21 protein-coding genes and 1 pseudogene are annotated in these 26,009 nt (G+C 69.9%); 10 read left to right on the forward strand and 12 right to left on the reverse strand.

The annotated features are described in order from the left end of the window. Nucleotides 1-3: 3 nt before the first annotated feature. Nucleotides 4-2,073, reverse strand: coding sequence for a PhoX family protein (locus ABZS64_RS04600; protein ID WP_355823414.1), 2,070 nt, complete (start codon nucleotides 2,071-2,073; stop codon nucleotides 4-6). A 280-nt stretch (nucleotides 2,074-2,353) separates the two neighbouring features. On the opposite strand from ABZS64_RS04600, the gene ABZS64_RS04605 reads away from it, so the two are divergent. Further along, a complete protein-coding gene (locus ABZS64_RS04605; protein ID WP_355823045.1) occupies nucleotides 2,354-3,841 on the forward strand; it encodes a VWA domain-containing protein in 1,488 nt (495 codons plus the stop codon). Here the strand turns inward: ABZS64_RS04605 and ABZS64_RS04610 are convergent. Continuing rightward, nucleotides 3,838-4,956 (reverse strand): ATP-binding protein, encoded by a 1,119-nt coding sequence (locus ABZS64_RS04610; RefSeq protein WP_355823417.1) that lies wholly within the window; start codon nucleotides 4,954-4,956, stop codon nucleotides 3,838-3,840. The genes ABZS64_RS04605 and ABZS64_RS04610 overlap by 4 nt on opposite strands. Before the next feature lie 11 nt (nucleotides 4,957-4,967). Beyond that, nucleotides 4,968-5,621, reverse strand: coding sequence for a response regulator transcription factor (locus tag ABZS64_RS04615; protein WP_355823420.1), 654 nt, complete (start codon nucleotides 5,619-5,621; stop codon nucleotides 4,968-4,970). A gap of 145 nt (nucleotides 5,622-5,766) precedes the next feature. Between ABZS64_RS04615 and metG the strand changes: the two genes are divergently transcribed. Then, a complete protein-coding gene (gene metG, locus ABZS64_RS04620) occupies nucleotides 5,767-7,383 on the forward strand; it encodes a methionine--tRNA ligase (RefSeq protein ID WP_355823047.1) in 1,617 nt (538 codons plus the stop codon). Between the two features lie 85 nt (nucleotides 7,384-7,468). Here the strand turns inward: metG and ABZS64_RS04625 are convergent, their stop codons facing one another. After that, the gene (locus tag ABZS64_RS04625; protein ID WP_355823050.1) at nucleotides 7,469-8,239 is read right to left on the reverse strand and encodes a L,D-transpeptidase family protein; all 771 of its coding nucleotides are present in this window, start codon (nucleotides 8,237-8,239) and stop codon (nucleotides 7,469-7,471) included. A 215-nt stretch (nucleotides 8,240-8,454) separates the two neighbouring features. Beyond that, complete coding sequence (aspS, locus tag ABZS64_RS04630) at nucleotides 8,455-10,227, reverse strand: aspartate--tRNA ligase (RefSeq protein WP_355823052.1); 1,773 nt, start codon at nucleotides 10,225-10,227, stop codon at nucleotides 8,455-8,457. A gap of 135 nt (nucleotides 10,228-10,362) precedes the next feature. Here aspS and ABZS64_RS04635 point away from each other — a divergent pair. After that, nucleotides 10,363-11,194: pseudogene (locus ABZS64_RS04635) on the forward strand (ATP-binding protein); the annotation flags it as partial. Here the strand turns inward: ABZS64_RS04635 and ABZS64_RS04640 are convergent. The 3 genes from ABZS64_RS04640 to ABZS64_RS04650 all read right to left on the reverse strand — a co-directional run bounded on the left by ABZS64_RS04640 (nucleotide 11,119) and on the right by ABZS64_RS04650 (nucleotide 13,922). After that, nucleotides 11,119-12,213, reverse strand: coding sequence for an AI-2E family transporter (locus ABZS64_RS04640; RefSeq protein ID WP_355823055.1), 1,095 nt, complete (start codon nucleotides 12,211-12,213; stop codon nucleotides 11,119-11,121). The pseudogene ABZS64_RS04635 and the gene ABZS64_RS04640 sit on opposite strands and share 76 nt — an antisense overlap. A gap of 126 nt (nucleotides 12,214-12,339) precedes the next feature. Next, nucleotides 12,340-13,329, reverse strand: a complete 990-nt coding sequence (locus tag ABZS64_RS04645) for a pirin family protein (RefSeq protein WP_355823058.1) — start codon at nucleotides 13,327-13,329, stop codon at nucleotides 12,340-12,342. Between the two features lie 143 nt (nucleotides 13,330-13,472). Then, on the reverse strand, nucleotides 13,473-13,922 hold the full coding sequence (locus tag ABZS64_RS04650) for an SseB family protein (protein ID WP_142214650.1): 450 nt from the start codon (nucleotides 13,920-13,922) through the stop codon (nucleotides 13,473-13,475). 130 nt (nucleotides 13,923-14,052) lie between these two features. Between ABZS64_RS04650 and ABZS64_RS04655 the strand changes: the two genes are divergently transcribed. The 4 genes from ABZS64_RS04655 to ABZS64_RS04670 all read left to right on the forward strand — a co-directional run bounded on the left by ABZS64_RS04655 (nucleotide 14,053) and on the right by ABZS64_RS04670 (nucleotide 18,497). Beyond that, nucleotides 14,053-15,879, forward strand: coding sequence for an acyl-CoA dehydrogenase (locus ABZS64_RS04655; protein WP_355823061.1), 1,827 nt, complete (start codon nucleotides 14,053-14,055; stop codon nucleotides 15,877-15,879). Between the two features lie 84 nt (nucleotides 15,880-15,963). Next, the gene (locus tag ABZS64_RS04660) at nucleotides 15,964-16,650 is read left to right on the forward strand and encodes a hypothetical protein (protein WP_355823063.1); all 687 of its coding nucleotides are present in this window, start codon (nucleotides 15,964-15,966) and stop codon (nucleotides 16,648-16,650) included. A 108-nt stretch (nucleotides 16,651-16,758) separates the two neighbouring features. After that, a complete protein-coding gene (locus ABZS64_RS04665; protein ID WP_355823065.1) occupies nucleotides 16,759-18,051 on the forward strand; it encodes a M18 family aminopeptidase in 1,293 nt (430 codons plus the stop codon). Between the two features lie 68 nt (nucleotides 18,052-18,119). Further along, a complete protein-coding gene (locus ABZS64_RS04670) occupies nucleotides 18,120-18,497 on the forward strand; it encodes a hypothetical protein (RefSeq protein ID WP_355823067.1) in 378 nt (125 codons plus the stop codon). Nucleotides 18,498-18,567: 70 nt separating this feature from the next. Here the strand turns inward: ABZS64_RS04670 and ABZS64_RS04675 are convergent, their stop codons facing one another. Beyond that, the gene (locus tag ABZS64_RS04675; RefSeq protein ID WP_355823070.1) at nucleotides 18,568-20,391 is read right to left on the reverse strand and encodes an NHL domain-containing thioredoxin family protein; all 1,824 of its coding nucleotides are present in this window, start codon (nucleotides 20,389-20,391) and stop codon (nucleotides 18,568-18,570) included. A gap of 41 nt (nucleotides 20,392-20,432) precedes the next feature. Between ABZS64_RS04675 and ABZS64_RS04680 the strand changes: the two genes are divergently transcribed. After that, a complete protein-coding gene (locus ABZS64_RS04680) occupies nucleotides 20,433-20,933 on the forward strand; it encodes an LURP-one-related family protein (RefSeq protein ID WP_355823073.1) in 501 nt (166 codons plus the stop codon). A gap of 51 nt (nucleotides 20,934-20,984) precedes the next feature. Here ABZS64_RS04680 and ABZS64_RS04685 read toward each other — a convergent pair whose 3' ends face one another. Next, the gene (locus tag ABZS64_RS04685) at nucleotides 20,985-21,773 is read right to left on the reverse strand and encodes a carbon-nitrogen family hydrolase (RefSeq protein WP_355823076.1); all 789 of its coding nucleotides are present in this window, start codon (nucleotides 21,771-21,773) and stop codon (nucleotides 20,985-20,987) included. Nucleotides 21,774-21,937: 164 nt separating this feature from the next. Here ABZS64_RS04685 and ABZS64_RS04690 point away from each other — a divergent pair, with 164 nt between their 5' ends. Beyond that, nucleotides 21,938-22,762, forward strand: coding sequence for a maleylpyruvate isomerase family mycothiol-dependent enzyme (locus tag ABZS64_RS04690; RefSeq protein WP_355823078.1), 825 nt, complete (start codon nucleotides 21,938-21,940; stop codon nucleotides 22,760-22,762). Between the two features lie 78 nt (nucleotides 22,763-22,840). Here ABZS64_RS04690 and ABZS64_RS04695 read toward each other — a convergent pair whose 3' ends face one another. After that, nucleotides 22,841-24,142, reverse strand: coding sequence for an MFS transporter (locus ABZS64_RS04695; RefSeq protein WP_355823081.1), 1,302 nt, complete (start codon nucleotides 24,140-24,142; stop codon nucleotides 22,841-22,843). Continuing rightward, complete coding sequence (locus ABZS64_RS04700; protein WP_355823084.1) at nucleotides 24,139-24,780, reverse strand: GntR family transcriptional regulator; 642 nt, start codon at nucleotides 24,778-24,780, stop codon at nucleotides 24,139-24,141. The genes ABZS64_RS04695 and ABZS64_RS04700 overlap by 4 nt, the downstream gene beginning before the upstream one ends. Nucleotides 24,781-25,079: 299 nt before the next feature. Here ABZS64_RS04700 and ABZS64_RS04705 point away from each other — a divergent pair, with 299 nt between their 5' ends. After that, nucleotides 25,080-25,961 carry a serine hydrolase gene (locus tag ABZS64_RS04705; RefSeq protein ID WP_355823423.1) on the forward strand — a complete coding sequence of 294 codons (882 nt, stop codon included), beginning with the start codon at nucleotides 25,080-25,082 and terminating at the stop codon, nucleotides 25,959-25,961. Nucleotides 25,962-26,009 lie beyond the last annotated feature (48 nt).

Consider the following 26,009-nt stretch of genomic DNA (forward strand, 5'->3'; position numbering starts at 1 on the left):
GGCTTACACGCCGATGTTGCAGCCGTCGTTGCGCCAGACCGAGACGACCGCCGGGCGGACGATCTTGCCCGGTCCGTCGGGCCAGATGCTCGCGGGCTTCTCGACGGACGCGCCGTCGACCTCACCCGGGTGCTGGACCGCGACCAGGACACGGCGGTCCTGGACGAGCGGGCCACAGGTCTCGGCACCGGACGGGACGGTCAGGAACTGCTTGAGCTCACCACGCCGCCCGCCGTGGGTCGCGACGCCGAACAGGCCGTCGTGGGAGCCCAGCTGGTTGCCGTCCGTGGAGATCCACAGGTTGCCGTGCGGGTCGAAGGTGACGTTGTCCGGGCAGGAGATGGGGCTGACCTTGTCCTTCGGGAAGCCCGCGAAGTACGTGGCGGAGTCGTTCGGGTCGCCCGCCACCAGGAAGAGCCGCCAGGCGAAACCGTCGGACGCCGGGTCGTCCCAGTGCTCGGCGAGCTCCAGGATCTGGCCGTGCTTGTTGAGGTTGCGCGGGTTGGCCTCGTCCGCGGCGGCCTTGCCGGGCTTGCCCCGGTCGGTGTTGTTCGTCAGTACGACGTAGACGCGGCCGGTGCGGGGGCTCGGCTCGATGTCCTCGGGGCGGTCCATCTTGGTGGCGCCCACCTTGTCGCCGGCGAGACGGGTGAAGACGTACACCTCCTCGGCGGTCATGCCGGGGACGTGGGACGTGTTGCCGGTGGCCAGCGGAATCCACTGCCCGCTGCCGTCGAACTCACCGTCGTTCGGGAGCTTGCCGGTGCCGTCGATCTCGGCCGCCGGGGAGTCACCGGTCAGCTTGGCGACGTACAGCGTGCCCTCGTCGAGGAGCGTCAGGTTGTGCTCGCGGGCGGCACGCGAGTTGCCCTTCTTCATCCGCTTCGACGAGACGAACTTGTAGAAGTAGTCGAAGCGCTCGTCGTCGCCCATGTAGACGACAGGACGGCCGTCGTCGGTCAGCCGCGGCTGCGCGCCCTCGTGCTTGAAGCGCCCGAGCGCGGTCCGCTTGCGGGGCGTCGAGTCGGGGTCGTACGGGTCGAGCTCGACGACCCAGCCGAAGCGGTGCGGCTCGTTGGGCTCCTGCGCCACGTCGAAGCGCTTGTCGAAGCGCTCCCACTTGCGCTCGGTGGCGGCGGTGCCGATGCCGTAACGCTTGTCCGTGGCACTCGACCCGTTGGCGAAGTACTGGTTGAAGTTCTCCTCGCCGTGGAGGGTGGTGCCCCACGGGGTGGTGCCGCCGGAGCAGTTGTTGAGCGTGCCGAGCACCTTGGTGCCGGTCGGGTCGGCGGAGGTCTTCACAAGCGCGCTGCCCGCAGCCGGGCCGGTCAGCTTGAACTCGCTGGTGGCGGTGAGGCGGCGGTTGAGGTGGTGGCGCGTGACGGCGGTGAGCTTGCCGCTGCGGTGCTCGTCCTGGACCACGACGACGCCGAGGCCGTGCGCGGCCCAGGCGATCTCGACCTGCTCGCGGGTGGGGTTGGCCGGGTCGTAGCCCTTGAACATCAGGACTTCGTCCGTGTACTCGTGGTTGGCCACGAGCACCTGACGGCCGCGCTCACCGGGCAGGGGGAGCAGCGAGAGGAAGTCGTTGTTGTAACCGAACTGGCCGGCCTGCGCCTTGGCGGTCTGCTTGTCGGCGTCGAAGGCGGGGGCGCCGCGGAGGATCGGCTCGCCCCAGCGGATGACGACGTTCTGGGAGTAGCCCTCGGGGACGGTGACCTTGTCGTCCTTGTTGGGCGCGACGGCGGCGAAGCGGAGGCCGCGGGCGCCGTCCGTCCTGCCGTGTCCGCTCCCGGTGCGGTCCGCGGCACCGACGGGCGCGGCGGAGGCCTGCTGCCCACCGGTGCCGATGGTGGTCGCGGTACCGGCGGCAGCGGCGACGGTCACGACGGCGGCGGCGCGCATCATCGAACGCCTCGACAGCGCGCTCGCTATGACATCGCCGACGTACTCGTTGTCGCTGGTGTTCGGCACCTCGTGGAAACAGGCGTCGCCACAGCGGTAGCGGCAGGTGAGAGCGGAACGACCGCCCGCGTGGGGGGTCGTGTTCAACAACGGCAGCAGCTTGCGCACTTCGTCCTCCTCCGGCGCACCCCGCGCCGACATGGTGTCGGAATATGTTCCGCCGCGACGTTAGGGGCGTACGTGTGCAATGTGGGGGACATGAAGTGAACGGGGAATGAATGCGGCCCGGCTGGGGCGGGGTTGACATGTGCGGGTGGCTAGGGGCTGCCCCTGCCGGGGTTCGCTTCGGGCGGCCGCTAACCTTACGTGTCCGCCGTGGCCAGGATGCGGAGCGTTCCGGCCATATGTGGACATTCTCAGCACTCAACTCATGCGAAAGGCCTCGCACATGGGCATTCGGAGCTTGCTGCGCAAGGTGTTCGGACGTGACCGTTCGGAGCGAAACGAGTCGACGGCAGCCTCCGTCCCGCCCCAGACCGAGCGCACGGAACCGCCGACCGCGACGGTCCCGGCGCCGTCCCCGGCGGAACGGGCAGCGGCGGACCTGGTCTCGGCGGCGTTCGACAACCCGACCCCGAAGGTCCCGGCCCAGAAGTCCTCGGACGCGGTTCCGGTGCGGTCCGAGTCGGCGGCGGACACCGCGGAGCCTGCGGCTCCGGTTGCGGAAGCGGTGACCCCGGACGCCGAGGTGGCTCCGGCCGAGCCGGCGGCCGAGACCGCTCCGGCGGAGCCGGCGGCCCCGGTCGCCGTGGCGGAGGCGGAGCCCCTCGCCGAGGCGGAGACCGGACCTGAGGCGCCGGTCGCCGTGCCGGAGCCGGTCGCCCAGCCGGAGGTTGCTCCGGCCGAGACCGAGCACGTCGCCGCGGACGAGGCCGCCGAGACTGCTCCGGTGGAGCCGGTTGCGGCGACCGAGGAAGCTCCGGCGGAGCCGGAAGCAGAGGCAGCACCCGTTCCGGGGGAGCCGGTTGTGGTGACCGAGCCGCAGGCCGAGGCCGAAGTCGTCGCCCCGGCCGCGAACGACGAGCCCGCCCCCGTAACCACGACCGAGGCTGTTCCGGCGAAGCCGGAGGCTGCACCCGCCGAGGCGGACCCGGTCGCCGCGGCCGAAGCCGAGCCGCAGGCCGACACCGCCGCCGAGCCGGTCGCCGCGGCCGACGACACCCAGCCCACCGCCGAGCCGGAGGCCGCCGCACAGCCCACCACCCCGCCGACCGCCAAGGGCCCCGCCGGCACCCTCGCGCAGGTCAAGGCACGCGCTCCCCGCCTTGTGGACCACTACAAGGCCGCCGGTGCCGCGCTCAAGAAGCAGCAGCTCACCGGGGCCCGTGCCCGGGTGTATCTCGTGCTCGACCGGTCCGGGTCGATGCGGCCGTACTTCAAGGACGGCTCCGCCCAGCACCTCGGCGAGCAGGCCCTCGCTCTCGCCGCGCATCTCGACGAGCGCGCGACCGTCGACGTCGTCCTCTTCTCCACCGAGATCGACGGCACCGGCGAACTCACCCTCGCCGAGCACGAGGGCCGCGTCGACGAGCTCCACAGCTCCCTCGGCCGGATGGGGCGTACGAACTACCACCTCGCCGTCGAGGAGGTCCTCGCCCTCCACGCCAAGGCCGACTCCACCGTGCCCGCGCTTGTGATCTTCCAGACCGACGGTGCGCCCGAGTCCAAGACCGCCGCCACCGCCGCGCTCGCGGAGGCCGCCGACAAGCCCGTGTTCTGGCAGTTCGTCGCGTTCGGCGAGCATGACGCGAAGGCCTTCGACTACCTCCGCAAGCTCAGCGCCGACAACGCCGCGTTCTTCCACGCCGGGCCCGCTCCCCGCGAGCTCCCCGACGCGGACCTGTACAACGGCGTCCTGGAGGCCTGGCGCCCCTAGGGCGTCACCGGCAGCGTCACGGTGACGGCAAGCCCGCCCTCAGGGCCCGGCTCCGCCGTCACCGTGCCGCCGTGGGCTTCAGCGATCGAGCGGACGATCGACAGGCCGAGCCCCGCCCCCGGCCCCATCCGGTCGCGCCCCTCGCCCCGCCGGAACGGCTCGAACAGCCCCGGGATGTCCGACGCCGGCACCACCGGGCCGGTGTTCGTCACCATCAGCACCCCGGACTCGACACGGACGTCCACCGAGCCGCCCGGCACGTTGTACGCCACGGCGTTGGCCACCAGGTTCCCCACGAGCTGCGCCAGCAGCAGCCGGTTCCCCCGCACCACCCCGCCGGACACGGTCGCCGCCGCCTTCACCTCGTACCGCGCCGCCTCCTCCGCCACGGCCTCCCCGAAGTCGACGTCCTCGCGCTCCGCCAGCCCTCGTTCGCTGCGCGCCAGCACCAGCAGCCCCTCGATGAGCCGCTCGCTGCGCCGGTTGTTGTCGAGCAACACCCCTTTCACAGCGGCCAGTTCGTCCGGCGAACAGTCAGCGTCGAGCCCCACCTGGATCGCCGTACGCTGCGTGGCCAGCGGCGTACGAAGCTCGTGCGAGGCGTTCGCGATGAACCGCCGCTGACTGTCGAAGGCCTTCTCCAGCCGCGCCAGCAGCGCGTCCAGCGTGTCCCCGAGCTCCTTCAGCTCGTCGTCGGGACCGCCGGCCGCGATCCTCCCCCAGACTCCGTCCGGGGGGACCCCCATGAGCGGCCGCTCCGAGAGCCGTCGCGCCTTCGCCGTCATCACGTGTACGGGCCGCAGCACCCGCCCCGCCGTCCACCACCCCACGGCGACCGCGCACAGCGCCGTTCCCAGCAGGGCGAACGCCGACCAGACCAGCATCTGGTGCCCCGCCGCGGCCCGCACGCTGTCGGTCAGCTGGACGACCGTCACCCCGCGCACGTCCGTCACCGGCAGCGCGGGAACGGCCCGCGCCCTGATCGCGGCGACCTCGTCCTCCGTACCGGCACGGGAAAGCAGATTGACGATCCCCAGCAGCATCGCGCCGAGCACCAGAAAGGCCCCGCCGTAGACGAGCGCGATCCGGGTCCGGATCGTCGAACCCGGCCCCATGTACGTGCGGCTCACAGCGCGTACCCCACACCCTGCACCGTACGGATCAGCGCCGGCTCCCCCAGCTTGCTGCGCAGCTTGCTCATACACACCCGCACCGCGCCCGTGAACGGGTCCGCGTGCGCGTCCCACGCCCGCTCCAGCAGCTCCTCAGCCGAGACCGTCGCCCCGTCCGCCTCCAGCAGGATCTGCAGTACGGAGAACTCCTTCGGCGACAGATCGAGATCCCGCCCGTCCCGCTCGGCCGTCCGCCGCACCGTGTCGAGCCGTACCCCGTGCCGGTCCAGGAGCGGCGGCACCGGCCTGGCGCTGCGCCGCCGCAGCGCCCGGACCCGGGAGACCAGCTCGGGGAACTCGAAGGGTTTGCCGAGATAGTCGTCCGCGCCCAGGTCGAGGCCCTCGACCCGGTCCTCCATGGACGAGGAGGCGGTCAGCATCAGGATCCGGGTGCGGGAAGCGGAGGCGACCAGCTTGCGGGCCACCTCGTCGCCGTGGACGCGCGGCAGATCGCGGTCGAGGACGACGACGTCGTAATCGTGCAGCCCGAGATACGCGAGGGCGGCATCCCCGCTGTAGACGGTGTCGACCGCGAATCCGGCCCTGCGCAGCCCCGTGGCCACCAGCTCGGCCAGGATTTCCTCGTCCTCGGCGACCAGTACCCGCATCGTGTCGTCCCCTAGCTCACCCTGCACCCCGTGCACCGCCCCTCCTCCCAGGATGCGCCTTTCTACGGGAGGGGATGTTTCGCAGACCTCTCCGCGCCGCTTATCGGGGTGAGTGGACCTTCCGCGGGCCGTTAGGATTTCGACCATGGCGGCCACTGGATCCGAGAAGCAGGGGGCGAAGGCGTACTACGTCTCGACCCCCATTTACTACGTCAACGACGCTCCTCACCTGGGCCACGCCTACACGACCGTCGCAGGCGACGTGCTCACGCGCTGGCACCGTCAGCGTGGCGAGAAGGTGTGGTACCTCACCGGCACGGACGAGCACGGTCAGAAGATCATGCGCACTGCCGAGGCGAACAACGTCACGCCCCAGGAGTGGTGCGACAAGCTCGTCGAGGAGGCATGGAAGCCCCTCTGGGAGCATCTGAACATCGCGAACGACGACTTCATCCGTACGACGGAGAAGCGGCACACGGACCGTGTGCAGGAGTTCGTGCAGGACCTGTACGACAAGGGCGAGATCTACAAGGGCGGGTACGAAGGCCCGTACTGCGTGGGCTGCGAGGAGTACAAACTCCCCGGTGACCTGCTGGACGGCGAGGGTGAGTTCGCCGGGCAGAAGCTCTGCCCGATCCACAAGAAGCCGGTGGAGATCCTCAAGGAGGAGAACTACTTCTTCAAGCTCTCCGAGTACGGACCGAAGCTGCTGGAGTTCTACGAGGCCAACCCCGGCTTCATCCAGCCCGAGTCCGCCCGCAACGAGGTCGTGAACTTCGTCAAGCAGGGCCTGCAGGACCTGTCGATCTCGCGCTCGACCTTCGACTGGGGCGTCCCGGTGCCGTGGGACGAGAAGCACGTCATCTACGTGTGGATCGACGCGCTGCTGAACTACGCGACGGCCGTCGGCTACAACGAGAACCCGGCGAAGTTCGCGGAGACGTTCCCGGCCAATGTCCACCTGGTCGGCAAGGACATCCTGCGCTTCCACGCGATCATCTGGCCCGCGATGCTGATGGCGAACGGCCTGCCGGTGCCGGGCAAGGTCGCCGCGAACGGCTGGCTGATGGTGGGCGGCGAGAAGATGTCGAAGTCGAACCTGACGGGCATCAAGCCGCAGGACCTGACCTCGCACTTCGGCGTGGACGCGTACCGCTGGTACTTCCTGCGCGCGATCGCGTTCGGCCAGGACGGCTCGTTCTCCTGGGAGGACTTCAGCGCCCGGTACACGAGCGAGCTCGCCAACGACTACGGCAACCTCGCGTCCCGCGTCGCGGCGATGGTCGGCAAGTACTTCGGCGGCGCGCTGCCCGAGGCGACGGCGTCCGGCGAGGCGGAGAAGGCTGTCCAGGAGGGCCTGGCCAAGGCGGTCGCCGAGGCCGACCGGAAGATCGGCGAGGAGCTGGACTTCCAGGGCGGCATCCTGGCCGTCTTCGACTTCGTGAAGCAGGTCAACGGCTACATCACGGAGCAGGAGCCGTGGAAGGTGGCCAAGGACGATTCGCCTCAGGGCCAGGCCCGTCTGGCGACGATCCTCTACACGGCGGCCGAGTCCCTGCGTGCCGTCGCGGTGCTGCTCAACCCGGTCATGCCGGAGACCTCGCAGGCCCTGTGGGACTCGCTCGGCGCGGAGGCCCGGCTGGGCGGCCTCGCGGACCAGCAGGTCCAGCACGCGGGCGAGTGGGGCAAACTCCCGGCGGGCGCGACGGTGACGAAGGGCGCGGTGCTGTTCCCGCGTCTCGAGGACCCGAAGAAGGACTAGTGCCTGTGTGAAGGGGGCCCGGGACCTGTACAGGTTCCGGGCCTCTTCGCTTACGTAGCGCAACTTCGCCCCTTCGCTTACGTACTCAACGGCTCAGCGCCGCCGCGTCGCCCATCACCACCACCGGCCTCTTCGCCGGGTCGAGCCACACCAGCAACTCCTTCATCCGCTCCCGCTGCAGCGCCACGCAGCCCTGCGTCGGCCCGCCGTGGTCGACGTGGATCCAGATCCCGCCGCCCTTCTCCGCGCCGAGCGGCCGGGCCCAGTCCAGCGGGGTGGCCCCCGGCTCGCGGTTGTAGTTGATGGCCACCACAAGGTCGAAGGAGCCCTCGAGCGGCTCGCCCTCGAAGCCGGTGCCGGGTGCGTCGAAGAGTTCCTCCTCGTCGTACGGGAGCTTCGTGCCCGGGTTGGGCAGCTTGCCGCCCGCGTCCGTGAGGCCGAAGACCCCGATGGGCGAGCGATGATCGGCGACGTAGTGGTCGTCGGTCCAGCCGCGGAGGCCGTTGTGCGCCGGCCACGGTTCGGACACGGCCTTCCAGCCCAGGGTGGGGATGCGCTCGTAGAGCGTGGCGACGGACTGGTTGGAGTCGGGGCCGTCGCCGACCACCACGACTGCCTGCTCGTTCGCCGGGATGATCTTGGCGCGGGTCTGCGGTCCGAGGGCGGGGATCTCCTGCGGCCGGACGATCTGCGCCTTGGGGCCGGGGCGCCCGGCAGAACCCGTCCCGGCGGCGGCGCTCGCGGATCTCTGCGCGGCCGGGGGCGCCGCCTCGCCGCCGGCGCCCGCGCAGCCGGTGAGCAGCAGACCGGCGACGGCCAGTGCGACCGCCGTGAACGGTCCTGTGCGGAGGGACATGTGCGGGCCTTTCAGTTCGACAGCGGACATATCAGATCATCTGTCGCGTTTCGGCCAGAGTGTGTGAGGCGTCGCCGGAGACACAGGGGCTGACAAAGATCACGGAGTCCGGGGCCGGGTCGCCGCCGAGCAGCGCCACCGCCGCCGCCGGGTTGCCCGCGGCACGCAGAAGGGCCCGGGAACCTTTCGGTTCCCGGGCCCTTTCGGCCTGTGGGCTACTTGTCCTTGTCGGCGACCGGCTTGCGCAGCGCGATGTTCAGCTCGCGCAGCCGCGCCTCGTCCAGCTCCGTCGGCGCGCCCATCATCAGGTCCTGCGCGTTGCCGTTGAGCGGGAAGGCGATCGTCTCGCGGATGTTCGGCTCGTCGGCCAGCAGCATCACAATGCGGTCGACGCCGGGGGCGATGCCGCCGTGCGGCGGGGCGCCGAACTGGAAGGCGCGGAGCATGCCGGAGAACTCGTGCTCGACGGTCTCCTTCGAGTAGCCCGCGATCTCGAAGGCCTTGAACATGATCTCGGGCTCGTGGTTCCGGATCGCGCCCGAGGACAGCTCGACGCCGTTGCAGACGATGTCGTACTGCCAGCCCAGAATGTCCAGCGGGTCCTGGGTCTCCAGGGCCTCAAGGCCGCCCTGCGGCATCGAGAACGGGTTGTGCGAGAAGTCGATCTTGCCGGTCTCCTCGTCCTTCTCGTACATCGGGAAGTCGACGATCCAGCAGAACCGGAACACGCCCTCCTCGAAGTGACCGGCACGCTTGGCGGCCTCGACGCGGACCGCGCCCATGATCTTGGAGACCTCGTCGAACTCACCCGCGCCGAAGAAGATCGCGTGGCCGGGAGCGAGCGAGAGACGCTCGGTGAGGACCTTGACGTTCTCCTCGGTGAGGAACTTGGCGATCGGGCCGGTCAACGAACCTTCCTCGCCCACGCGCACCCAGGCCAGGCCCTTCGCGCCGTGCTCGACGGCGAAGTCACCGAGACCGTCGAAGAACTTCCGCGGCTGCGATGCGGTGTCGGGCACCGGCAGCGCGCGCACGTGCTTGCCCGCGAAGGCCTTGAACTCCGAGCCCTCGAAGACGTCCGAGATGTCGACGAGCTCCAGCTGGGCGCGCAGGTCCGGCTTGTCGTTGCCGTACTTGAGCATCGACTCGCGGAAGGGAATCCGCGGGAACGGCGAGGTGACGTGCCGGCCGCCCCCGAACTCCTCGAAGAGCTCGGTCATCAGCTTCTCGATCGGCTGGAAGACGTCCTCCTGCTCGACGAAGCTCATCTCCACGTCGAGCTGATAGAACTCGCCCGGCGAGCGGTCGGCGCGGGCGTCCTCGTCGCGGAAGCAGGGCGCGATCTGGAAGTAACGGTCGAAGCCCGAGATCATCAGCAGCTGCTTGAACTGCTGCGGAGCCTGCGGCAGCGCATAGAACTTGCCGGGGTTCAGCCGGGAGGGCACCACGAAGTCGCGCGCGCCCTCGGGGGACGTCGCGGTCAGGATCGGGGTGGCCATCTCGTTGAAGCCGAGCGCCGTCATCTTGTGCCGGATCGCGGAGATCACGGCCGTGCGCAGCATGATGTTGCGGTGCATGCGCTCGCGGCGCAGGTCGAGGAAGCGGTACTCCAGGCGGCGCTCCTCACCCACTCCGTCGTCGGTGTTGATCTGGAACGGCAGCTGCTGCGAGGCGCCGAGCAGCTCGACCTCGGAGACCTCGACCTCGATCTCGCCGGTGGGCAGCTCGGGGTTGATGTTCTCGGCGCCGCGCGAGACGACCCGTCCGTCGACGCGGACGACCGACTCCTTGTTGACCTTGTCGAGGGCCTCGTAGGCGGCGGTGCCGGGGCGGGCGACGAGCTGCGTGATGCCGTAGTGATCGCGCAGATCGATGAAGAGGATGCCGCCCAGGTCTCGGCGATTGTGCAGCCAGCCGCTCAGCCGGACGTCGGCGGAGACGTCAGAGGCGCGGAGCTCGCCGCAGGTGTGGGACCTGTACCGATGCATCGTCGTTCATCCAGTCTTAGCGATTAGAGAGGGGGTGGGCCCGTCAAGGTTACCGCCCGGCCCCCGTCCGCCTCATTGGCATAAACATGCCACCCGCCGGGACAGGCTCCATCCATACGTGGCAACGACTACGAGCTGGTCGGCATCGTCCAGGAGGTCGCCGAGCCCCAGCCGGGCACGGCGGCCGCGCAGTCCCCCATCACCGGCGACTGGCGGCGCTCGCGCGAGGCGTTCCTGCTGGACGCCGGCCGGGCGCTGGCCGAGGCCCGTTCCACCGCCGAGGTGCTTCGGGTCGCCGCGTCCTTGTCCATGCCCGGCTTCTCGCCGGACGGTCTCGCCGTCTTCGGGGTGGCGGGCGAGCGGCTGACGATCACCGGGCACCACGGGCACAGCGAGGGCGACGACGACCCGTTCACCGACATGTCGCTCGACACCGACTATCCGGCCGCCGAGGTGGTGCGCACCGGGCGGGCCTGCTACCTCCCGACGCCGGACGAGTACCGCCGCCGCTACCCCACCGCCTGGCCGCTCGCGCAGCGTTTCGGCCGGCAGTCCTGGGCGTTTCTGCCGCTGATCGTGGCGGGGCGGACGACACGACTGGACGGACGAGGAGCAGATCGACTCCGCGGTGCTGATCGTCTCCGAGATCGTGACCAATGTGCTGGTCCACACGGACGGCAACGCCCTGCTGGTCGCCGAGGTGACCTGCTCCGAGGCCCGCGCACGGCGGCGGCTGCGGGTGGAGGTCGCGGACACCAGCGACGAACTGCCGCACAAGCGGCGGCCGGGCGAGATGGCGTCCTCGGGCCGGGGTCTGGTGCTGATGGAGATGCTGGCGGACGCGTGGGGCGTCGATCCGCGCGGCGAGGGCAAGTCGATCTGGTTCGAGCTCTACGAGTCGGCCGAACCCGAGTCCGTTTCCGAGCCCGTTTCCGAGCCCGTTCCGGAGTCCGTCCCGGCGGAGTAGCGGGTGCGCAGCTCGCCGATCACGCCGAACACGGCGGCGGTGAGCGGTACGGCGAGGAGCATCCCGAGAACCCCGGCGATGGACGCCCCCGCGGTGATCGCCAGCATCACGACGGCCGGATGCATCTGGACCGTACGGCTCTGGATCGCAGGCTGGAGCACATGCCCCTCCAGCAACTGCACGGCGACGACCACCCCCAGCACCCAGAGCGCGATCACGAACCCGCGGTCAGCGAGCGCGACGAGGATGGCGACGGTGCCTGAGATGAAGGCGCCGAGGTAGGGGATGTACGCACCGACGAAGACGAGCGCTCCCAGACCGACGGCTCCGGGGACGCGCAGAATCAGCAGCCCGACGGTGATGCAGACCGCGTCGATAAGCGCGATGAACGTGGTCCCGCGCATGAAGCCCTCGACGGCCTCGAACGCGCGGCGTCCCATGGCCTCGACGACGTCTCCGGTCGAGCGCGGGGCGAGGGACCGCAGCACACCGGCGGCCCTGTGCGAGTCCCGGAGGAAGAAGAAGATGAGCAGCAGGGCGAGCACGGATGCGGCAATCAGCTCCCCCACCACGCTGAGCCCGCTGATCACCCCGGACGCGGCGGTTCCGCCGAACTTCGCCAGCAGGTCCTTGGCGTTGGTGGCGACATCATCGAGCGAGGTCCCGGCGGCCCCGAAGTGCTTGGCGACATCCCTGGCCGCCTGGCGCAGTGCGGCGAGGATCTGGTCGCCCGTCTCGATGAGGGCATGCACGACGACGTACACCGCCCCGCCCATGACGACGACGACAGCGGCACAGGTCAGTCCCGCGGCGAGAGAGCGATGCACCCTCATCCTGACGAGCCGCCGGTGCAGCGGCCCGAGCAGGGCGGTCCCGAGCAGCGCGAGCAGCACGGGTGTGACGGCGGTCTTGAGCGCCACGACCAGCCATACGCCGACCGCGACGACCCCGGCCACCAGCAGCGCGACCACGCACCAGGCGGCCAGCCGCCTCACCGGCTCGGGAAGAAGGGTCTGCACGCTCCTACGTGACCACAGCGGGCACACGCCGTCCCGCCCGCCGGGGCCACGCGGGTGACGCCCCATCAGATGCCACGGCTTCGGGATGTGCGCGGCGTAGGAGGTGACGAGCAGGTTGACGGATCGTCAGCCCTGGGTCTCGCCCACGCCCGGCTCTCCCAGGCCGTGCACCGCCGGGATCGTGCCGAGCCGTCCGGCCTGGAAGTCCTCGACGGCCTGCCTCAGCTCCGCCTGGCTGTTCATCACGAACGGCCCGTAGTGCGCCATCGGCTCCCGGATCGGGCGCCCGCCGAGCAGCACGACCTCAAGGTCACCGGTGTGCGAACCGTTCTGCGTGTCGTCCGCCCACACCGTGAGCGAATCGCCGTCGCCGAACACCGCGGTCTGCCCCATGCGTAGGGGCCGCCGCTCGCTGCCGACCGCGCCGCGCCCGGCCAGGACGTACGCGAGGCCGTTGAAGTCCTTGCGCCACGGCAGGTCGATCTGCGCGCCGGGCCGCAGCGTGGCGTGGATCATCGTGATCGGCGTGTGCGTGATGCCCGGACCCTGATGGCCCTCCAGCTCACCGGCGATGACCCGCAGCAGCGCACCGCCGTCGGGCGAGGTGAGCAGCTGCACCTGGCCGCCGCGGATGTCCTGGTACCTGGGGTCCATCATCTTGTCGCTCGCCGGGAGGTTCACCCACAGCTGGAGCCCGTGGAAGAGCCCGCCGGACATGACCAGCGTCTCCGGCGGCGCCTCGATGTGCAGCAGGCCGGAGCCCGCCGTCATCCACTGGGTGTCGCCGTTCTGGATGGTTCCGCCGCCGCCGTTGCTGTCCTGGTGGACGAACGTTCCGTCAATCAGATACGTGACGGTCTCGAAGCCGCGGTGCGGGTGCCAGGGCGTTCCCTTGGGCTCGCCCGGCGCATAGTCCACCTCGCCCATCTGATCCATCATGATGAACGGGTCGAGGTACTGGTAGTTGATCCCGGCGAAGGCACGCCGCACAGGGAAGCCCTCTCCCTCGAACCCGCTGGGCGCCGTGGTCACGGCGAGCACAGGGCGGGACAGAGCATCGGCCGGCGCGGTGACGCGCGGCAGGGTGAGCGGGTTCTCGACAGTCACTGCAGGCATGGGGCGGCCTCCTTGTGCGTCCAGTTTAGTTGAAGACTGAACTTCTTGCCACCTGGAACGCGAGGTGCCCGGGAAGAATTCCCCCCGGGCACCTACAGGACTCGACCCTGTTCAGCCGCCTGCGAAGCAAGGGCGGCCAGGTCCTAGCCGTACATCCGCCGCATCGCGAAGTCGACCATCTGCTCCACGGCCTTCGCATCGAAGACCATCCGGTGATCGCCCTCCATGTCCAGGACGAAGCCGTACCCGGTCGGCAGCAGGTCGATCACCTCGGCGCCGGTGATCACGAAGTACTTGGACTCCTTGCCCGCGTACCTGCGCAGTTCCTTGAGCGACGTGAACATCGGAATGACCGGCTGCTGGGTGTTGTGCAGCGCCAGGAACCCGGGATTGTCACCGCGCGGGCAGTACACCTTCGAGGTCGCGAAGATCTGCTGGAAGTCCTCCGCGGACAGCGATGCCGTGGTGAAGGCCCGCACCGCGTCGGCGAGCGAAGGGGGCGACGGCTCGGGGTAGAGCGGCTGCTCCCCGTAGGAGGGCTGCTGCGGTACGTACTGCTGCTGAGCGCCCGGGGTCTGGTCGTAGCCGTACATGCACGCAAGAGTACTGAGTCACAGTTGCCCCGTTAGGGTTGCGTCTTATTACCGACGGGTAGCATCATCGTAGCTACTAACTGGTACGTGGATAAGAAATCCGCCTCCCGATCATTACGGAGCCGTCGCCATGGGGCACTACAAGTCGAATCTCCGCGACATCGAGTTCAACCTCTTCGAGGTCCTCGGGCGCGACAAGCTGTACGGCACCGGCCCGTTCGCGGAGATGGACGTCGACACCGCCAAGAGCATCCTCGAAGAGATCGCCCGTCTCGCGGAGAACGAGCTGGCGGAATCCTTCGCGGACGCCGACCGCAACCCCCCGGTCTTCGACCCTGAGACCAACACCGCGCCCGTCCCGGCGTCCTTCAAGAAGAGCTACCAGGCCTTCATGGACTCCGAGTACTGGCGCCTCGGCCTGCCCGAGGAGATCGGTGGCACCACCTCGCCGCGCTCCCTGATCTGGTCGTACGCGGAGCTGCTCCTCGGCTCGAACCCGGCGATCTGGATGTACTCCTCGGGCCCCGCCTTCGCGGGCATCCTCTTCGAGGAGGGCAACGAGGCGCAGAAGAAGGTCGCCGAGATAGCCGTCGAGAAGCGCTGGGGCTCCACCATGGTCCTCACCGAGCCGGACGCCGGCTCGGACGTCGGCGCCGGCCGCACCAAGGCGATCCAGCAGGAGGACGGCTCCTGGCACATCGAGGGTGTGAAGCGCTTCATCACCTCCGGTGAGCACGACATGGAGGAGAACATCCTTCACTACGTGCTGGCCCGCCCCGAGGGCCACGGCCCGGGCACCAAGGGTCTGTCGCTCTTCCTCGTGCCGAAGTTCCACTTCGACTGGGAGACCGGCGAGCTGGGCGAGCGCAACGGCGTGTACGCCACGAACGTCGAGCACAAGATGGGCCTCAAGGCCTCCAACACCTGCGAGATGACCTTCGGCGACCAGCACCCCGCCAAGGGCTGGCTGATCGGCGACAAGCACGACGGCATCCGCCAGATGTTCATGATCATCGAGTTCGCCCGGATGATGGTCGGCACGAAGGCCATCGCGACCCTGTCGACCGGCTACCTGAACGCGCTGGAGTACGCCAAGGAGCGCGTCCAGGGCCAGGACCTGGTGAACTTCGCGGACAAGTCCGCGCCCAAGGTCACCATCACGCACCACCCGGACGTGCGCCGTTCGCTGATGACGCAGAAGGCGTACGCCGAGGGCATGCGCGCCCTGGTCCTCTACACGGCCTCCGTCCAGGACGAGATCGCCGCCAAGGAGGCCGCGGGCGAGGACGCCAAGGCCCTTGTCGCGCTGAACGACCTGCTGCTGCCGATCGTGAAGGGCTACGGCTCGGAGAAGTCGTACGAGCAGCTGGCCCAGTCGCTGCAGACCTTCGGCGGCTCCGGCTACCTGCAGGAGTACCCGGTCGAGCAGTACATCCGGGACGCGAAGATCGACACCCTCTACGAGGGCACCACGGCCATCCAGGGCCAGGACTACTTCTTCCGGAAGATCGTCCGTGACCAGGGCCAGGCGCTGAACACCCTCTCCGAGGAGATCAAGAAGTTCCTGGCGGTCGGCACCGGCGGCGAGGAGCTGGCCCCGGCCCGCGACGCGCTGGCCAAGGCCGCGGTGGACCTGGAGGCGATCGTCGGCACGATGACGAACGACCTCATCGCCACCGGCGAGGACGTCAAGAACATCTACAAGGTGGGCCTGAACACCACCCGCCTGCTGATGGCCTCGGGCGACGTGGTCGTCGGCTACCTGCTGCTGCGCGGCGCGGCGGTCGCGGCGGAGAAGCTCGAGACGGCCTCCGCCAAGGACGTGCCGTTCTACCAGGGCAAGATCGCGGCCGCGAAGTTCTTCGCCGCGAACGTCCTGCCGGGCGTCTCGGCCGAGCGCGCGCTCGCGGAGACGGTCGACAGCTCGCTGATGGACCTGGACGAGGCGGCGTTCTAGTCACCCGTTCCCGTCCGTGAAGCGGCCCGCCCTCTCACCGGGGGCGGGCCGCTTCTATGATCGGCCGCTGAAGGGGGCACCGCGATGATTCAGCGAACGGTGACGTTGCTCACCGCGACCCTGGCCGCGGCAGTACTGCTCAGCGGCTGTGTGAGCGATACCGGCGGGGCGAGCGAAGACGGCGGGAGCAAGAAGGGCAAGGGCCCGGACCCTGCGGCGGCCAAGGCCCTCACCCAGCGGCAGGCCCAGGCCGTACTGCCGAACGCCGCGGCCGTGCCCGGCTGGAAGCCCCTGGCGGAGCCGGTGGGCATCGCCATGGACAGCGAGGCCGGCAAGAGATTCTGTCCCGGGACCTACAGGAAGGGCTGCGACGGCGGCCGCTTCCAGGGCCTGGCGACCTACTTCGACCGCTCGACGAAGACCCAGCTCGACTTCTGGCTGATCGCCTACCAGGACGAGAAGTCCGCCGAGAACGGCAACGACACCCTTGGGAAGTACTTCGGGCCCAGCGTCGGCCGCGACCCCAAGAAGATCGACATCGGCGAGGTCGGCGACGAGCGCTTCGCACAGCGCGGTGCGATGGGCGCCGCCGGCGGCCCCGCCACCCTCGCGCAGGTGAGGGTCGGCGCCACCCTCATCTGGGTGGAGACCAGCACGGCCGGGACGGACACCGTCCCGGACGACCGTGTGAAGGCCTTCGCGGCGATGCTGGCCGAGCGCGCGGAGCAGGCGGAGCAGGGCGAGACCCCCTCGGCCGGGCTCGACGGCTGACCCGCGGTGGGCGCACGGACCTGCCCGCCCGACCGGCCGACGCGCCGTCGACCTGGGCCGCCGAGGATCGGCAACCGGCGGACGCGTATCCCTCGTTAAGGTGACCCCATGAGCGCGAGACCCGCCCGCTTCGACCGCGGCCACACCGACGACATGATGTCCTTCCTGGCGGCGAGCCCGTCGCCGTACCACGCGGTCGCCAACGCGGCCGCGCGGCTGGAGAAGGCCGGATTCCGGCAGGTCCTTGAGACCGACTCCTGGGACGGCAGCACCGGCGGCAAGTATGTGCTGCGCGGCGGCGCGATCATCGCCTGGTACGTGCCGGAGAGCGCCCAGCCCCACACCCCGTTCCGGATCGTCGGCGCCCACACCGACTCGCCCAATCTGCGGGTCAAGCCGCTTCCGGACACCGGGGCGTACGGCTGGCGGCAGATCGCCGTCGAGGTGTACGGCGGGACGCTGCTCAACACCTGGCTGGACCGGGACCTCGGTCTCGCGGGTCGCCTCACCCTGCGCGACGGCAGCCACCGCCTGGTCAACATCGACCGGGCGCTGCTGCGCGTACCGCAGCTCGCCATCCATCTGGACCGCTCGGCCAACGACGGGCTGAAGCTGGACCGGCAGAAGCACCTCCAGCCCATCTGGGGTCTCGGCGACGTCGAGGAGGGCGATCTGATCCGGTTCCTGGAGCAGGAGTCCGGCCTCGCCGACGGCGAGGCCACCGGCTGGGACCTGATGGTGCACTCCATCGAGCCGCCGTCCTATCTGGGTCGTGACCAGGACCTGGTGGCCGGTCCGCGGATGGACAACCTGCTGTCGGTGCACGCGGGCACGGCCGCGCTCGCCGCGGCCGCCGAGTCCGGAGACCTGCCGTACATCCCGGTCCTCGCGGCCTTCGACCACGAGGAGAACGGCTCGCAGGCCGACACCGGCGCCGACGGCCCGCTGCTCGGCAATGTGCTGGAGCGCTCGGTGTTCGCGCGCGGCGGTGCGTACGAGGACAGGGCGCGCGCCTTCGCGGGCACCGTGTGCCTGTCGTCCGACACGGGCCACGCCGTCCACCCCAACTACGCCGAACGGCACGACCCGACCCACCACCCGCGGGCCAACGGCGGCCCGATCCTCAAGGTGAACGTCAACCAGCGGTACGCCACCGACGGCAGCGGCCGCGCGGTCTTCGCCGCGGCCTGCGAGCGGGCCGGGGTGCCGTGGCAGACGTTCGTGTCGAACAACGCGATGCCGTGCGGCACGACCATCGGCCCGATCACCGCCGCCCGGCACGGAATCCAGACGGTCGACATCGGCGTGGCGATCCTGTCGATGCACAGCGCGCGCGAGCTGTGCGGCGCGGAGGACCCGTATCTGCTGGCGAACGCGCTCACCGCGTTCCTGGAGGCCTGAAGTTCCGTCGCGGGAGGGCCGGTTGGGCGCCTGCGAAACATCTGCGAAAGCAGTCGTAGGCAACGGTGATGACCATGGTTCTCCATGGTCATCACCCGGTCGTCACCCACCGGCCCGGCCCCTCGCGCCGCACCCTGTCCCTCGTGCTCGCCTCGGCGGCCGCGGTCCTTCTCGCAGGGTGCTGGTTCGTCATCCAGCGGCACAACGAGCGGCCGCCGTGGGCCGAGGACATCGCGTACGAAGCGGGCTACCTCCAGGGCAACCGTGTCCGGAAGTACGACCCGACCGGCCAGGAGACCAAGAAGCTCCTGGCCGGCGGGTGCGAGAGCCTCCGGGCGGCGGGGTGGGGCGGGCGCAAGGCGACGTACGACCCGGGCCTGTGGGTGAACGGCTGTCTGGACGGCGCGGCGGGCCACAAGCCCCTGCGTCAGGGGCTGTTCCGCTAGGTCGTGTCTTCAAAGTCCCGTCTGCCCGGCGAGCGGACGACGCTACTTTGAAGACACTCCCTAGCCCCCGCTACTCCTGGTCCATCCCGGCCAGTACGAGCGGCAGTCGCGTGACGCCGTCCGCGCTCACCCGCACCGGAACACCCCAGTCCTGCTGGTGCACATGGCAGGCCGGGTACTCGTTCGAGGGATCGTCGTCGCATGACGCCGCCATCGCCGAGACATGCAGGACGCCCTCGGCGACCGCCGGGTCGATCTCCAGGTCGCGCGAGAGGTCCGTGCCCGCACCCTCGCCGCCGGTCAGCAGCTCCGGCGGGGTCGAGGAGACGAGCAGCCGCGTCGACGGCCCGTACCGGGTGTCCAGCTTCTGGCCGGCCGGGGCCTGGAAGACCACGTCCAACCGCAGCTTGCCCGCGGTGACTTCGGTCGCGGCGCGCTGTGTGCGGTGGGCGACGGCCTCGACCCGTACCGCCTCATCCGGCAGCCGCAGCCGGGTCAGCCGGTGCCGGGCGGACTCCACCACCACGATGTCCTCGCCCACCAGCACGGCGTCGCTCGGCTCCCGCAGGTCGGTGGCCAGGGTGGTCACCTCGCCGCTCGCCCCCTCGTGAGCAGGAGGTGCGTAGCGGCGCAGCGCATGGTTGTACGTGTCGGATACGGCCACCGAACCGTCGGGCAGCGCGGTGACGCCCAACGCGTGCTGGAGCAGGGCCTGTCCGGCCGCCCCGTCCCGGTGGCCGAAGTCGAAGAGCCCGGTGCCGACGGCGGTGTGCACGGCGCCATCGCGGTCGACGTACCGCAGCGCACTGGTCTCGGAGTCGGCGATCCACAGCCGCTCCTCGGTCGCCGCGAGCCCGGACGGCTGCGCGAACCAGGCCTCGGCGACCGGACCGTCGACGAGCCCCTCGTTGGTGGTGCCCGCCGCGACGCGCACCGTGCCGCGCTCGGGGTCGTACGCCCACAGCTGGTGCACACCGGCCATCGCGATCCACACCTCGCCCTGCCACCAGGCCACGTCCCACGGCGAGGAGAGGTCCACCTCGCGCGCGACTCCAGAGGTCGGCGAGCCCTGCCACCACTGCCTGCCGGTTCCGGCGGCGGTCGTGGTCTCGCTGGTCTCCAGGTCGAGCACGCGCAGCGCGTGGTTGACCGTGTCGGCGACGACGACGCGGCCGTCCGGCAACAGGGCGAGTCCCTGCGGCTCGCTGAACCGCGCCCGCTCCGGGCCGCCGTCGACGAGCCCGCGCTCCCCGTCGCCGTACCGCTGGACGACCGTCTCGCCGTCGGCGGCCAGCCGAACCAGCTGGTGGCGGGTGGTGTCGGAGACCAGGAAATCGCCGTCGGGCAGCACGAGCGCCTTGCCGGGGAAGCGCAGATGCGTGGCGACGGGTTCGGGCGCCACATACGGCCCGTCACCGCGCCGCAGCGTGCCCTTGGCGGCGTGCTCGGCCTCCAGCTCCTCGACGAGCTTCTCGATGGCGTGCGCATGCCCCTCGCCCGCGTGCTGGGCGACGACATAGCCCTCGGGGTCGATGACGACGAGGGTGGGCCAGGCCCGTACGGCGTACTGCTTCCAGGTGGCGAGCTCGGGATCGTCCAGCACGGGGTGGTGCACCTGGTAGCGCTCGACGGCGTCGACGACGGCCTGGTGCTCGGCCTCGTGCACGAACTTCGGCGAGTGGACCCCGATGATCACCACGGTGTCGCGGTGCTTCTCCTCGAGCTCGCGCAGCTCGTCCAGGACATGCAGACAGTTGATGCAGCAAAATGTCCAGAAATCGAGGATAACGATGCGTCCTCGCAGGTCAGCGAGGGTGTACTGAGTGTCGCCGGTATTGAGCCAGCCGCCCTTGCCGATCAGCTCGGGCGCCCGAACGCGTGCACGTGTAGCCATAACCCCATCCAACAGCACGCGACCGGGTACGCATTCCACCCATGAAATACCTCGTACGCGACAAGATCCTCGCGATCGGTGACGACTACTGGATCGAGGACGAGCAGGGCCGCCACGCCTTCCTCGTCGACGGCAAGGCGCTGCGGCTGCGCGACACGCTGGAGCTCAAGGACCCGACCGGGCTCGTGCTGATCACGCTGCGCAAGAAGCTGCTCAGCCTGCGCGACACGATGACCATCGAACGGGACGACGCCCCGCTCGCCACGATCCGCAAGAAGCGGCTTTCGCTGCTGCGCAACCACTATCGGGTGACGCTCGTCGAGGGCACGGAGCTGGATGTCAGCGGCCGGATCCTGGACCGGGAGTTCGTGGTCGAGTACGACGGCGAGCTGCTGGCCCACATCTCCCGGCAGTGGTTCCGGGTGCGGGAGACGTACGCGGTGAACGTCGTACGGGAGGACGCGGATGCGGCGCTGATGATTGCGGTGGCGGTGTGCGTGATCCGTATGGCGGAGAAGGAGCGGGACGGCGACGACGACTAGCTCCGGACCCCGGACCCTGGACGCCGCAGCGGCGTCCGGGTCCGCCGCGGGCTAGGGGGTGTCCAGCCCCAGCCGGCGGTCCTTCAGCGCAGGGAACTGTTCCCGCGTCGTCGTCACCTTCGCCGCGTCGAGCTCCACGCTCAGGATCTCCTCGCCCGGCCCCGCCTCGGCCAGCACCTCGCCCCAGGGGTCGACCACGATGCTGTGCCCCGCCTGCTCGACCCCCGCGTGCGTGCCGGCGGTCCCGCAGGCGAGAACGTAGGCCTGGTTCTCCACCGCGCGGGCGCGGGCCAGCAGGGTCCAGTGTTCGCCGCGGCGGGCGGGCCAGCCGGCCGGGACGACGAAGGCCTGGGCGCCGGCGTCCACGAGGCCGCGGAAGAGCTCGGGGAAGCGAAGGTCGTAGCAGGTCGCCAGTCCGACGGTGAGCCCCGGCAGCGGGACGGTGACGAGCTCGTCGCCCGCGCCCATCATCACCGCCTCCCCCTTGTCGAAGCCGAAGCGGTGGATCTTGCGGTAGGTGCCGACCAGGTCACCGGTGGGGGAGAGCACGAGGGAGGTGTTGTAGAGGGTGCCGTCGGCCGCCTTCTCGACGATGGAGCCTGCGTGCAGCCAGACGCCCGCATCACTCGCGGCCTTGGCCATCACCTCGTACGTCGGCCCCGCGGTCGTCTCCGCCTCCTCGGCGAAGGACTCGTAGGCGAAGGCGCCGACGGGCCACAGCTCCGGCAGGATCACCAGATCGGCGCCCTGTTGTTCGCGTACGAGCGAAGCGGCCCGCACCCGACGACTATTGACCGATTCGTCCGGGTCTACTGCGATCTGGATGAGTGAGGCGCGCACACTACCACCGTCCTGGCATTCGAGCCGTCAAACGCGGGCCTACGATCGTCACACGAAAGCACTGCCGGGGTGCCGCCCGGCAGCGTAACTTAACTGCCGAGCCTCCCACGCAGCCCAGCAGTCAGCAGCCCAGCCCGCGTACCGCAGAACCGCCGAGGGGTCCCGTGACCGTCCATCCCAGCCTCCAGACCTACGCCGATGCCTGGACCCACTCCATCGAATCAATAGCCGAGCTGGTGCAGCCGCTCGTGGAAGGCGAATGGAACCGGCCGACACCGTGCCCCTCCTGGTCGGTGCGCGATGTCGTTTCGCATGTCATCGGCATGGAGTGCGAGATGCTCGGCGATCCCCGGCCCATCCATACGCTGCCGCGTGATCTCTACCATGTGCAGAGCGAGTTCGCCCGCTACATGGAGATGCAGGTCGATGTGCGCCGCCACCACACGGCGCCGGAGATGACCTCCGAGCTGGAGTACACGATCATCCGCCGGGCCCGTCAGCTGCGCAACGAGAACCGCGCCCCCGACACCATGGTCCGGGCCCCGCTCGGCGCCGAGCAGACCCTTGAACTCGCCATGCGGATGCGCGCGTTCGACACGTGGGCGCACGAGCAGGATCTGCGGATCGCGCTCGGCAAGCCGGGCAATCTCGACTCCCCCGGCGCGTACATCGCCAGGGACTGTCTGCTCGAAGCCCTGCCGAAGGTGGTCGCCAAGGACGCTGGTGCGCCCGCGAATTCGGCGGTCGTCTTCGATGTGCACGGCCCGGTGGAGTTCTTGCGGACAGTCCGGGTGGACGCGGACGGCCGCGGCACGATCGACGGCGCGCCGTCGCTGGGGCCCCTGGTGACCCTCGCGATTGACTGGGAGACGTACGTCCGCCTCGCCTGCGGGCGGGTGCGGGCGTCCGCGGTGCCGGACCGGATCAAGGTGGACGGGGACACGGAGCTGGCCGCGGCCATCCTGCGGGAGTTCGCGGTCACGCCGTAGCCGAAGCGCCGGCGCGCGCGCCTCACACACGCGCGCGCCGGACCGGTCACGCCGCGCGATGCGGCGCGCCGGGCCCGGTCACGCCGGTACGTGCACGGCCTCCACCCGGCTCGCCACCAGCCGTTCCCGCTCCCGCCGCACCGTGCGTGCCCGCAGCCGCAGGATCTGCGCGATCCCGGCCGCCTCCAGCACGAACACCGACGAGAACGCGATCCGGTAGTTGTCGCCCGTCGCGTCCAGCAGCACCCCGACCGCCAGCAGCGTCGTCATGGAGGCCACGAAGCCGCCCATGTTGACGATGCCCGACGCCGTCCCCTGCCGCTCCGGGGGATTGGCGGGGCGGGCGAAGTCGAAGCCGATCATCGACGCGGGCCCGCACGCCCCGAGCACCGTGCACAGTGTGATCAGCAGCCACATCGGGGCATGGTCTCCGGGGTACACAATGGTGGTCGCCCACACGAGGGCGGTCGCCCCGACCGTGCCGAGGGCGAGCGGGACCCGGGCCGCATGGTGGCGCGCAATGATCTGCCCGTACACCAGGCCCACCATCATGTTGGAGAGCACCACCAGGGTCAGCAGCTCGCCCGCTGTCTCCCGGGACAGTCCCTGTGCCTCAACGAGGAAGGGCATCCCCCACAGCAGCAGGAACACCATGGCGGGGAACTGAGTGGTGAAGTGCACCCACATGCCGAGCCGGGTGCCGGGCTCCCGCCAGGACTGGGCGATCTGCTTGCGTACGAACGCTGAGCCCGCGTGCTCGGCGGGCGGCGGCTCATGGCCCTCGGGGTGGTCCTTCAGGAACAGCGTCAGCAGGACGAGCACGACCAGTCCGGCGCCCGCGCTGCCCGCGAAGGTGGCCGTCCAGCCGATGCCGTGGAGCATCCGGGCGATGACGATGGTCGAGACGAGGTTGCCCGCCATCCCGAAGAGCGCGGCGACCTGCCCGATGAGGGGCCCGCGCCGCGCGGGGAACCAGCGCGTGCCGAGCCGCAGCACGCTGATGAAGGTCATCGCGTCGCCGCAGCCGAGCAGCGCGCGGGACGCGAGCGCCATTCCGTACGAGGGGGAGAGCGCGAAGCCGAGCTGTCCGACCGTGAAGAGCACCACGCCGATGGTGAGGACCTTCTTGGTGCCGAGGCGGTCGACCATCAGCCCGACGGGTATCTGCATCCCCGCGTACACCAGCAGTTGGAGGATGGAGAAGGTGGACAGGGCGGAGGCGTTGACGTCGAAGCGGTCGGCGGCGTCGAGGCCGGCGACGCCCAGGGACGTACGGAAGATGACGGCGACGAAGTAGACAGCGACGCCGATGCCCCAGACCCCGGCGGCGCGCCGGCCGCCGGGTGGATCGCCCGGCAGAGCGAGGGCGGGGGCGCTCACCGGACCTCACCCCGCGCCAGGTTGCTGAACCAGCCGACGTGCCGGTGGACGAGGGCCGCCGCCGCATCGGGGTCGCCGGCACGCAGGGCTTCGAGGATCTCGCTGTGCTCGGCGACGTTCTTGGCGATCCGGTCGGGGTGGGAGTGCATGACGGCGACGCCCATCCTTAGCTGCCGGTCGCGGAGTTGGTCGTAGAGCCGGGAGAGGATTTCGTTGCCGCCGCTGCGCACGATCTCGGCGTGGAAGCAGCGGTCGGTGACGGCGACAGCGGCCAGGTCACCTTCTTCACCCTGCCGCTTCTGCTGTTCGAGGAGCTCTTCGAGCCGGGCGATCAGCCGCGGCGATGCCGGTACGGCCTTGCGGGCGGCATGCTCCTCGACCAGCAGCCGGGTCTCCACCACATCGGCGATCTCCTGTGCGGAGACGGCGAGGACCAGGGCGCCCTTCTTCGGGTAGAGCTTGATCAGCCCCTCGACCTCCAGCTTGAGGAGAGCCTCGCGGACGGGGGTGCGCGATACGCCGACGGCGTCGGCCAGTTCGCCCTCGGTGAGGAGGGTTCCGCCTTCGTAGCGGCGGTCGAGGACGGCTTGCTTGATGTGGGTGTAAACGCGTTCTGCGGCAGGGGCGGCGGCGGGCATGCGCACAGCTTAGATACAACACAGGTGCATCAGAAAGCCGCGTCCACGATGCAGGACGGACCAGGGAATTGAGCGCCCCGGAAAGATGCACGCAACATCCGTACATCCATTGGCCCCGCTCGCCGGTCTCGTATCGGGACCCTGCTTTTCCTGGGCCCCATCGACTTGAAATCGACCGCGAAAGTCACGGAATTTAACGGACTTTCGACACAAACGCGACTATCGGAGCGTTCCCTTTGATACTCAAAAGCAAGGGCCTGCGCAGAGCCGCCGGCGTCGCCCTCGCCGGCGGCCTGCTGATGGCGGCCTCACCCCTGGCCGCGCCCGCCCAGGCGGCGGTGCCGATCCCGGCCATCAGCGCCAAGGGCGGGTTCCTGCTCGACCAGGCGGACGGCAAGCCGATCTACGGCAAGGCCAACAACACCCGCCGCCAGATGGCGAGCACGACGAAGCTGGTGACGGCCATCACGGTCCTCACCCAGCCGGGCGTGGACCTCACCAAGAAGATCACCGTGAAGCAGGCGTACCGGGACTATGTCGTCCGGCAGGGCGCGAGCACCGCGGACCTGCGCACCGGTGACAAGCTGACCGTCCGTCAGCTGCTGTCCGCGATGATGCTGCCGTCCGGCTGCGACGCCGCGTACGCCCTCGCCGACGCCTACGGCACCGGGACGACGACCGCCGCCCGCACGTCTTCGTTCATCGGCAAGATGAACACCAAGGCCAAGCAGCTGGGTTTGGTGAACACGCACTTCGACTCGTTCGACGGCATCTCCGCGGCGGGCGCCAACTACACCACCCCGTGGGACCTGGCGAAGCTCGCACGCCACGCGATGAGCAGCGCGACCTTCCGCGATGTCGTCAAGGCCACGTCGTACAAGACCGTCGCGACGACGAGCACCGGCGCCACCCGCACGTACACCTGGTACAACACCAACACGCTCCTCGGCTCGTACAGCGGGGCCATCGGCGTGAAGACCGGCACCGGCACGGCTGCCGGCCCCTGCCTCGTCTTCGCCGCCACCCGCGGCACCAAGACCTACGTCGGCGTCGTCCTCGGCAGCTCCAGCGTCACCGAGCGCACCAAGGACGCGGCGAAGCTCCTGGACTTCGGTTTCGGTTCCAGCACCGCCGAGTCGATGAAGGTGCGAACGCTCCCGGTCGGCGCTCAGCGCGACTGACCCACCGGTGAAAACACGAGGCCCCGTGACGCATCGCGTCACGGGGCC

Origin of the sequence: Streptomyces sp. NPDC005408, assembly GCF_040606445.1 — a bacterium.
GTDB lineage: Bacteria > Actinomycetota > Actinomycetes > Streptomycetales > Streptomycetaceae > Streptomyces.

Excerpts from the sequence above, each read along its gene's own strand:
- ABZS64_RS04605 (WP_355823045.1), top strand. The coding sequence starts at position 2,354 with ATGGGCATTCGGAGCTTGCTGCGCAAGGTGTTCGGACGTGACCGTTCG.
- ABZS64_RS04610 (WP_355823417.1), bottom strand. The coding sequence starts at position 4,956 with ATGGGGCCGGGTTCGACGATCCGGACCCGGATCGCGCTCGTCTACGGC.
- ABZS64_RS04615 (WP_355823420.1), bottom strand. The coding sequence starts at position 5,621 with ATGCGGGTACTGGTCGCCGAGGACGAGGAAATCCTGGCCGAGCTGGTG.
- metG (WP_355823047.1), top strand. The coding sequence starts at position 5,767 with ATGGCGGCCACTGGATCCGAGAAGCAGGGGGCGAAGGCGTACTACGTC.
- ABZS64_RS04625 (WP_355823050.1), bottom strand. The coding sequence starts at position 8,239 with ATGTCCCTCCGCACAGGACCGTTCACGGCGGTCGCACTGGCCGTCGCC.
- aspS (WP_355823052.1), bottom strand. The coding sequence starts at position 10,227 with ATGCATCGGTACAGGTCCCACACCTGCGGCGAGCTCCGCGCCTCTGAC.
- ABZS64_RS04645 (WP_355823058.1), bottom strand. The coding sequence starts at position 13,329 with ATGCCTGCAGTGACTGTCGAGAACCCGCTCACCCTGCCGCGCGTCACC.
- ABZS64_RS04650 (WP_142214650.1), bottom strand. The coding sequence starts at position 13,922 with ATGTACGGCTACGACCAGACCCCGGGCGCTCAGCAGCAGTACGTACCG.
- ABZS64_RS04655 (WP_355823061.1), top strand. The coding sequence starts at position 14,053 with ATGGGGCACTACAAGTCGAATCTCCGCGACATCGAGTTCAACCTCTTC.
- ABZS64_RS04660 (WP_355823063.1), top strand. The coding sequence starts at position 15,964 with ATGATTCAGCGAACGGTGACGTTGCTCACCGCGACCCTGGCCGCGGCA.
- ABZS64_RS04665 (WP_355823065.1), top strand. The coding sequence starts at position 16,759 with ATGAGCGCGAGACCCGCCCGCTTCGACCGCGGCCACACCGACGACATG.
- ABZS64_RS04670 (WP_355823067.1), top strand. The coding sequence starts at position 18,120 with ATGACCATGGTTCTCCATGGTCATCACCCGGTCGTCACCCACCGGCCC.
- ABZS64_RS04675 (WP_355823070.1), bottom strand. The coding sequence starts at position 20,391 with ATGGCTACACGTGCACGCGTTCGGGCGCCCGAGCTGATCGGCAAGGGC.
- ABZS64_RS04680 (WP_355823073.1), top strand. The coding sequence starts at position 20,433 with ATGAAATACCTCGTACGCGACAAGATCCTCGCGATCGGTGACGACTAC.
- ABZS64_RS04700 (WP_355823084.1), bottom strand. The coding sequence starts at position 24,780 with ATGCCCGCCGCCGCCCCTGCCGCAGAACGCGTTTACACCCACATCAAG.
- ABZS64_RS04705 (WP_355823423.1), top strand. The coding sequence starts at position 25,080 with ATGGCGGCCTCACCCCTGGCCGCGCCCGCCCAGGCGGCGGTGCCGATC.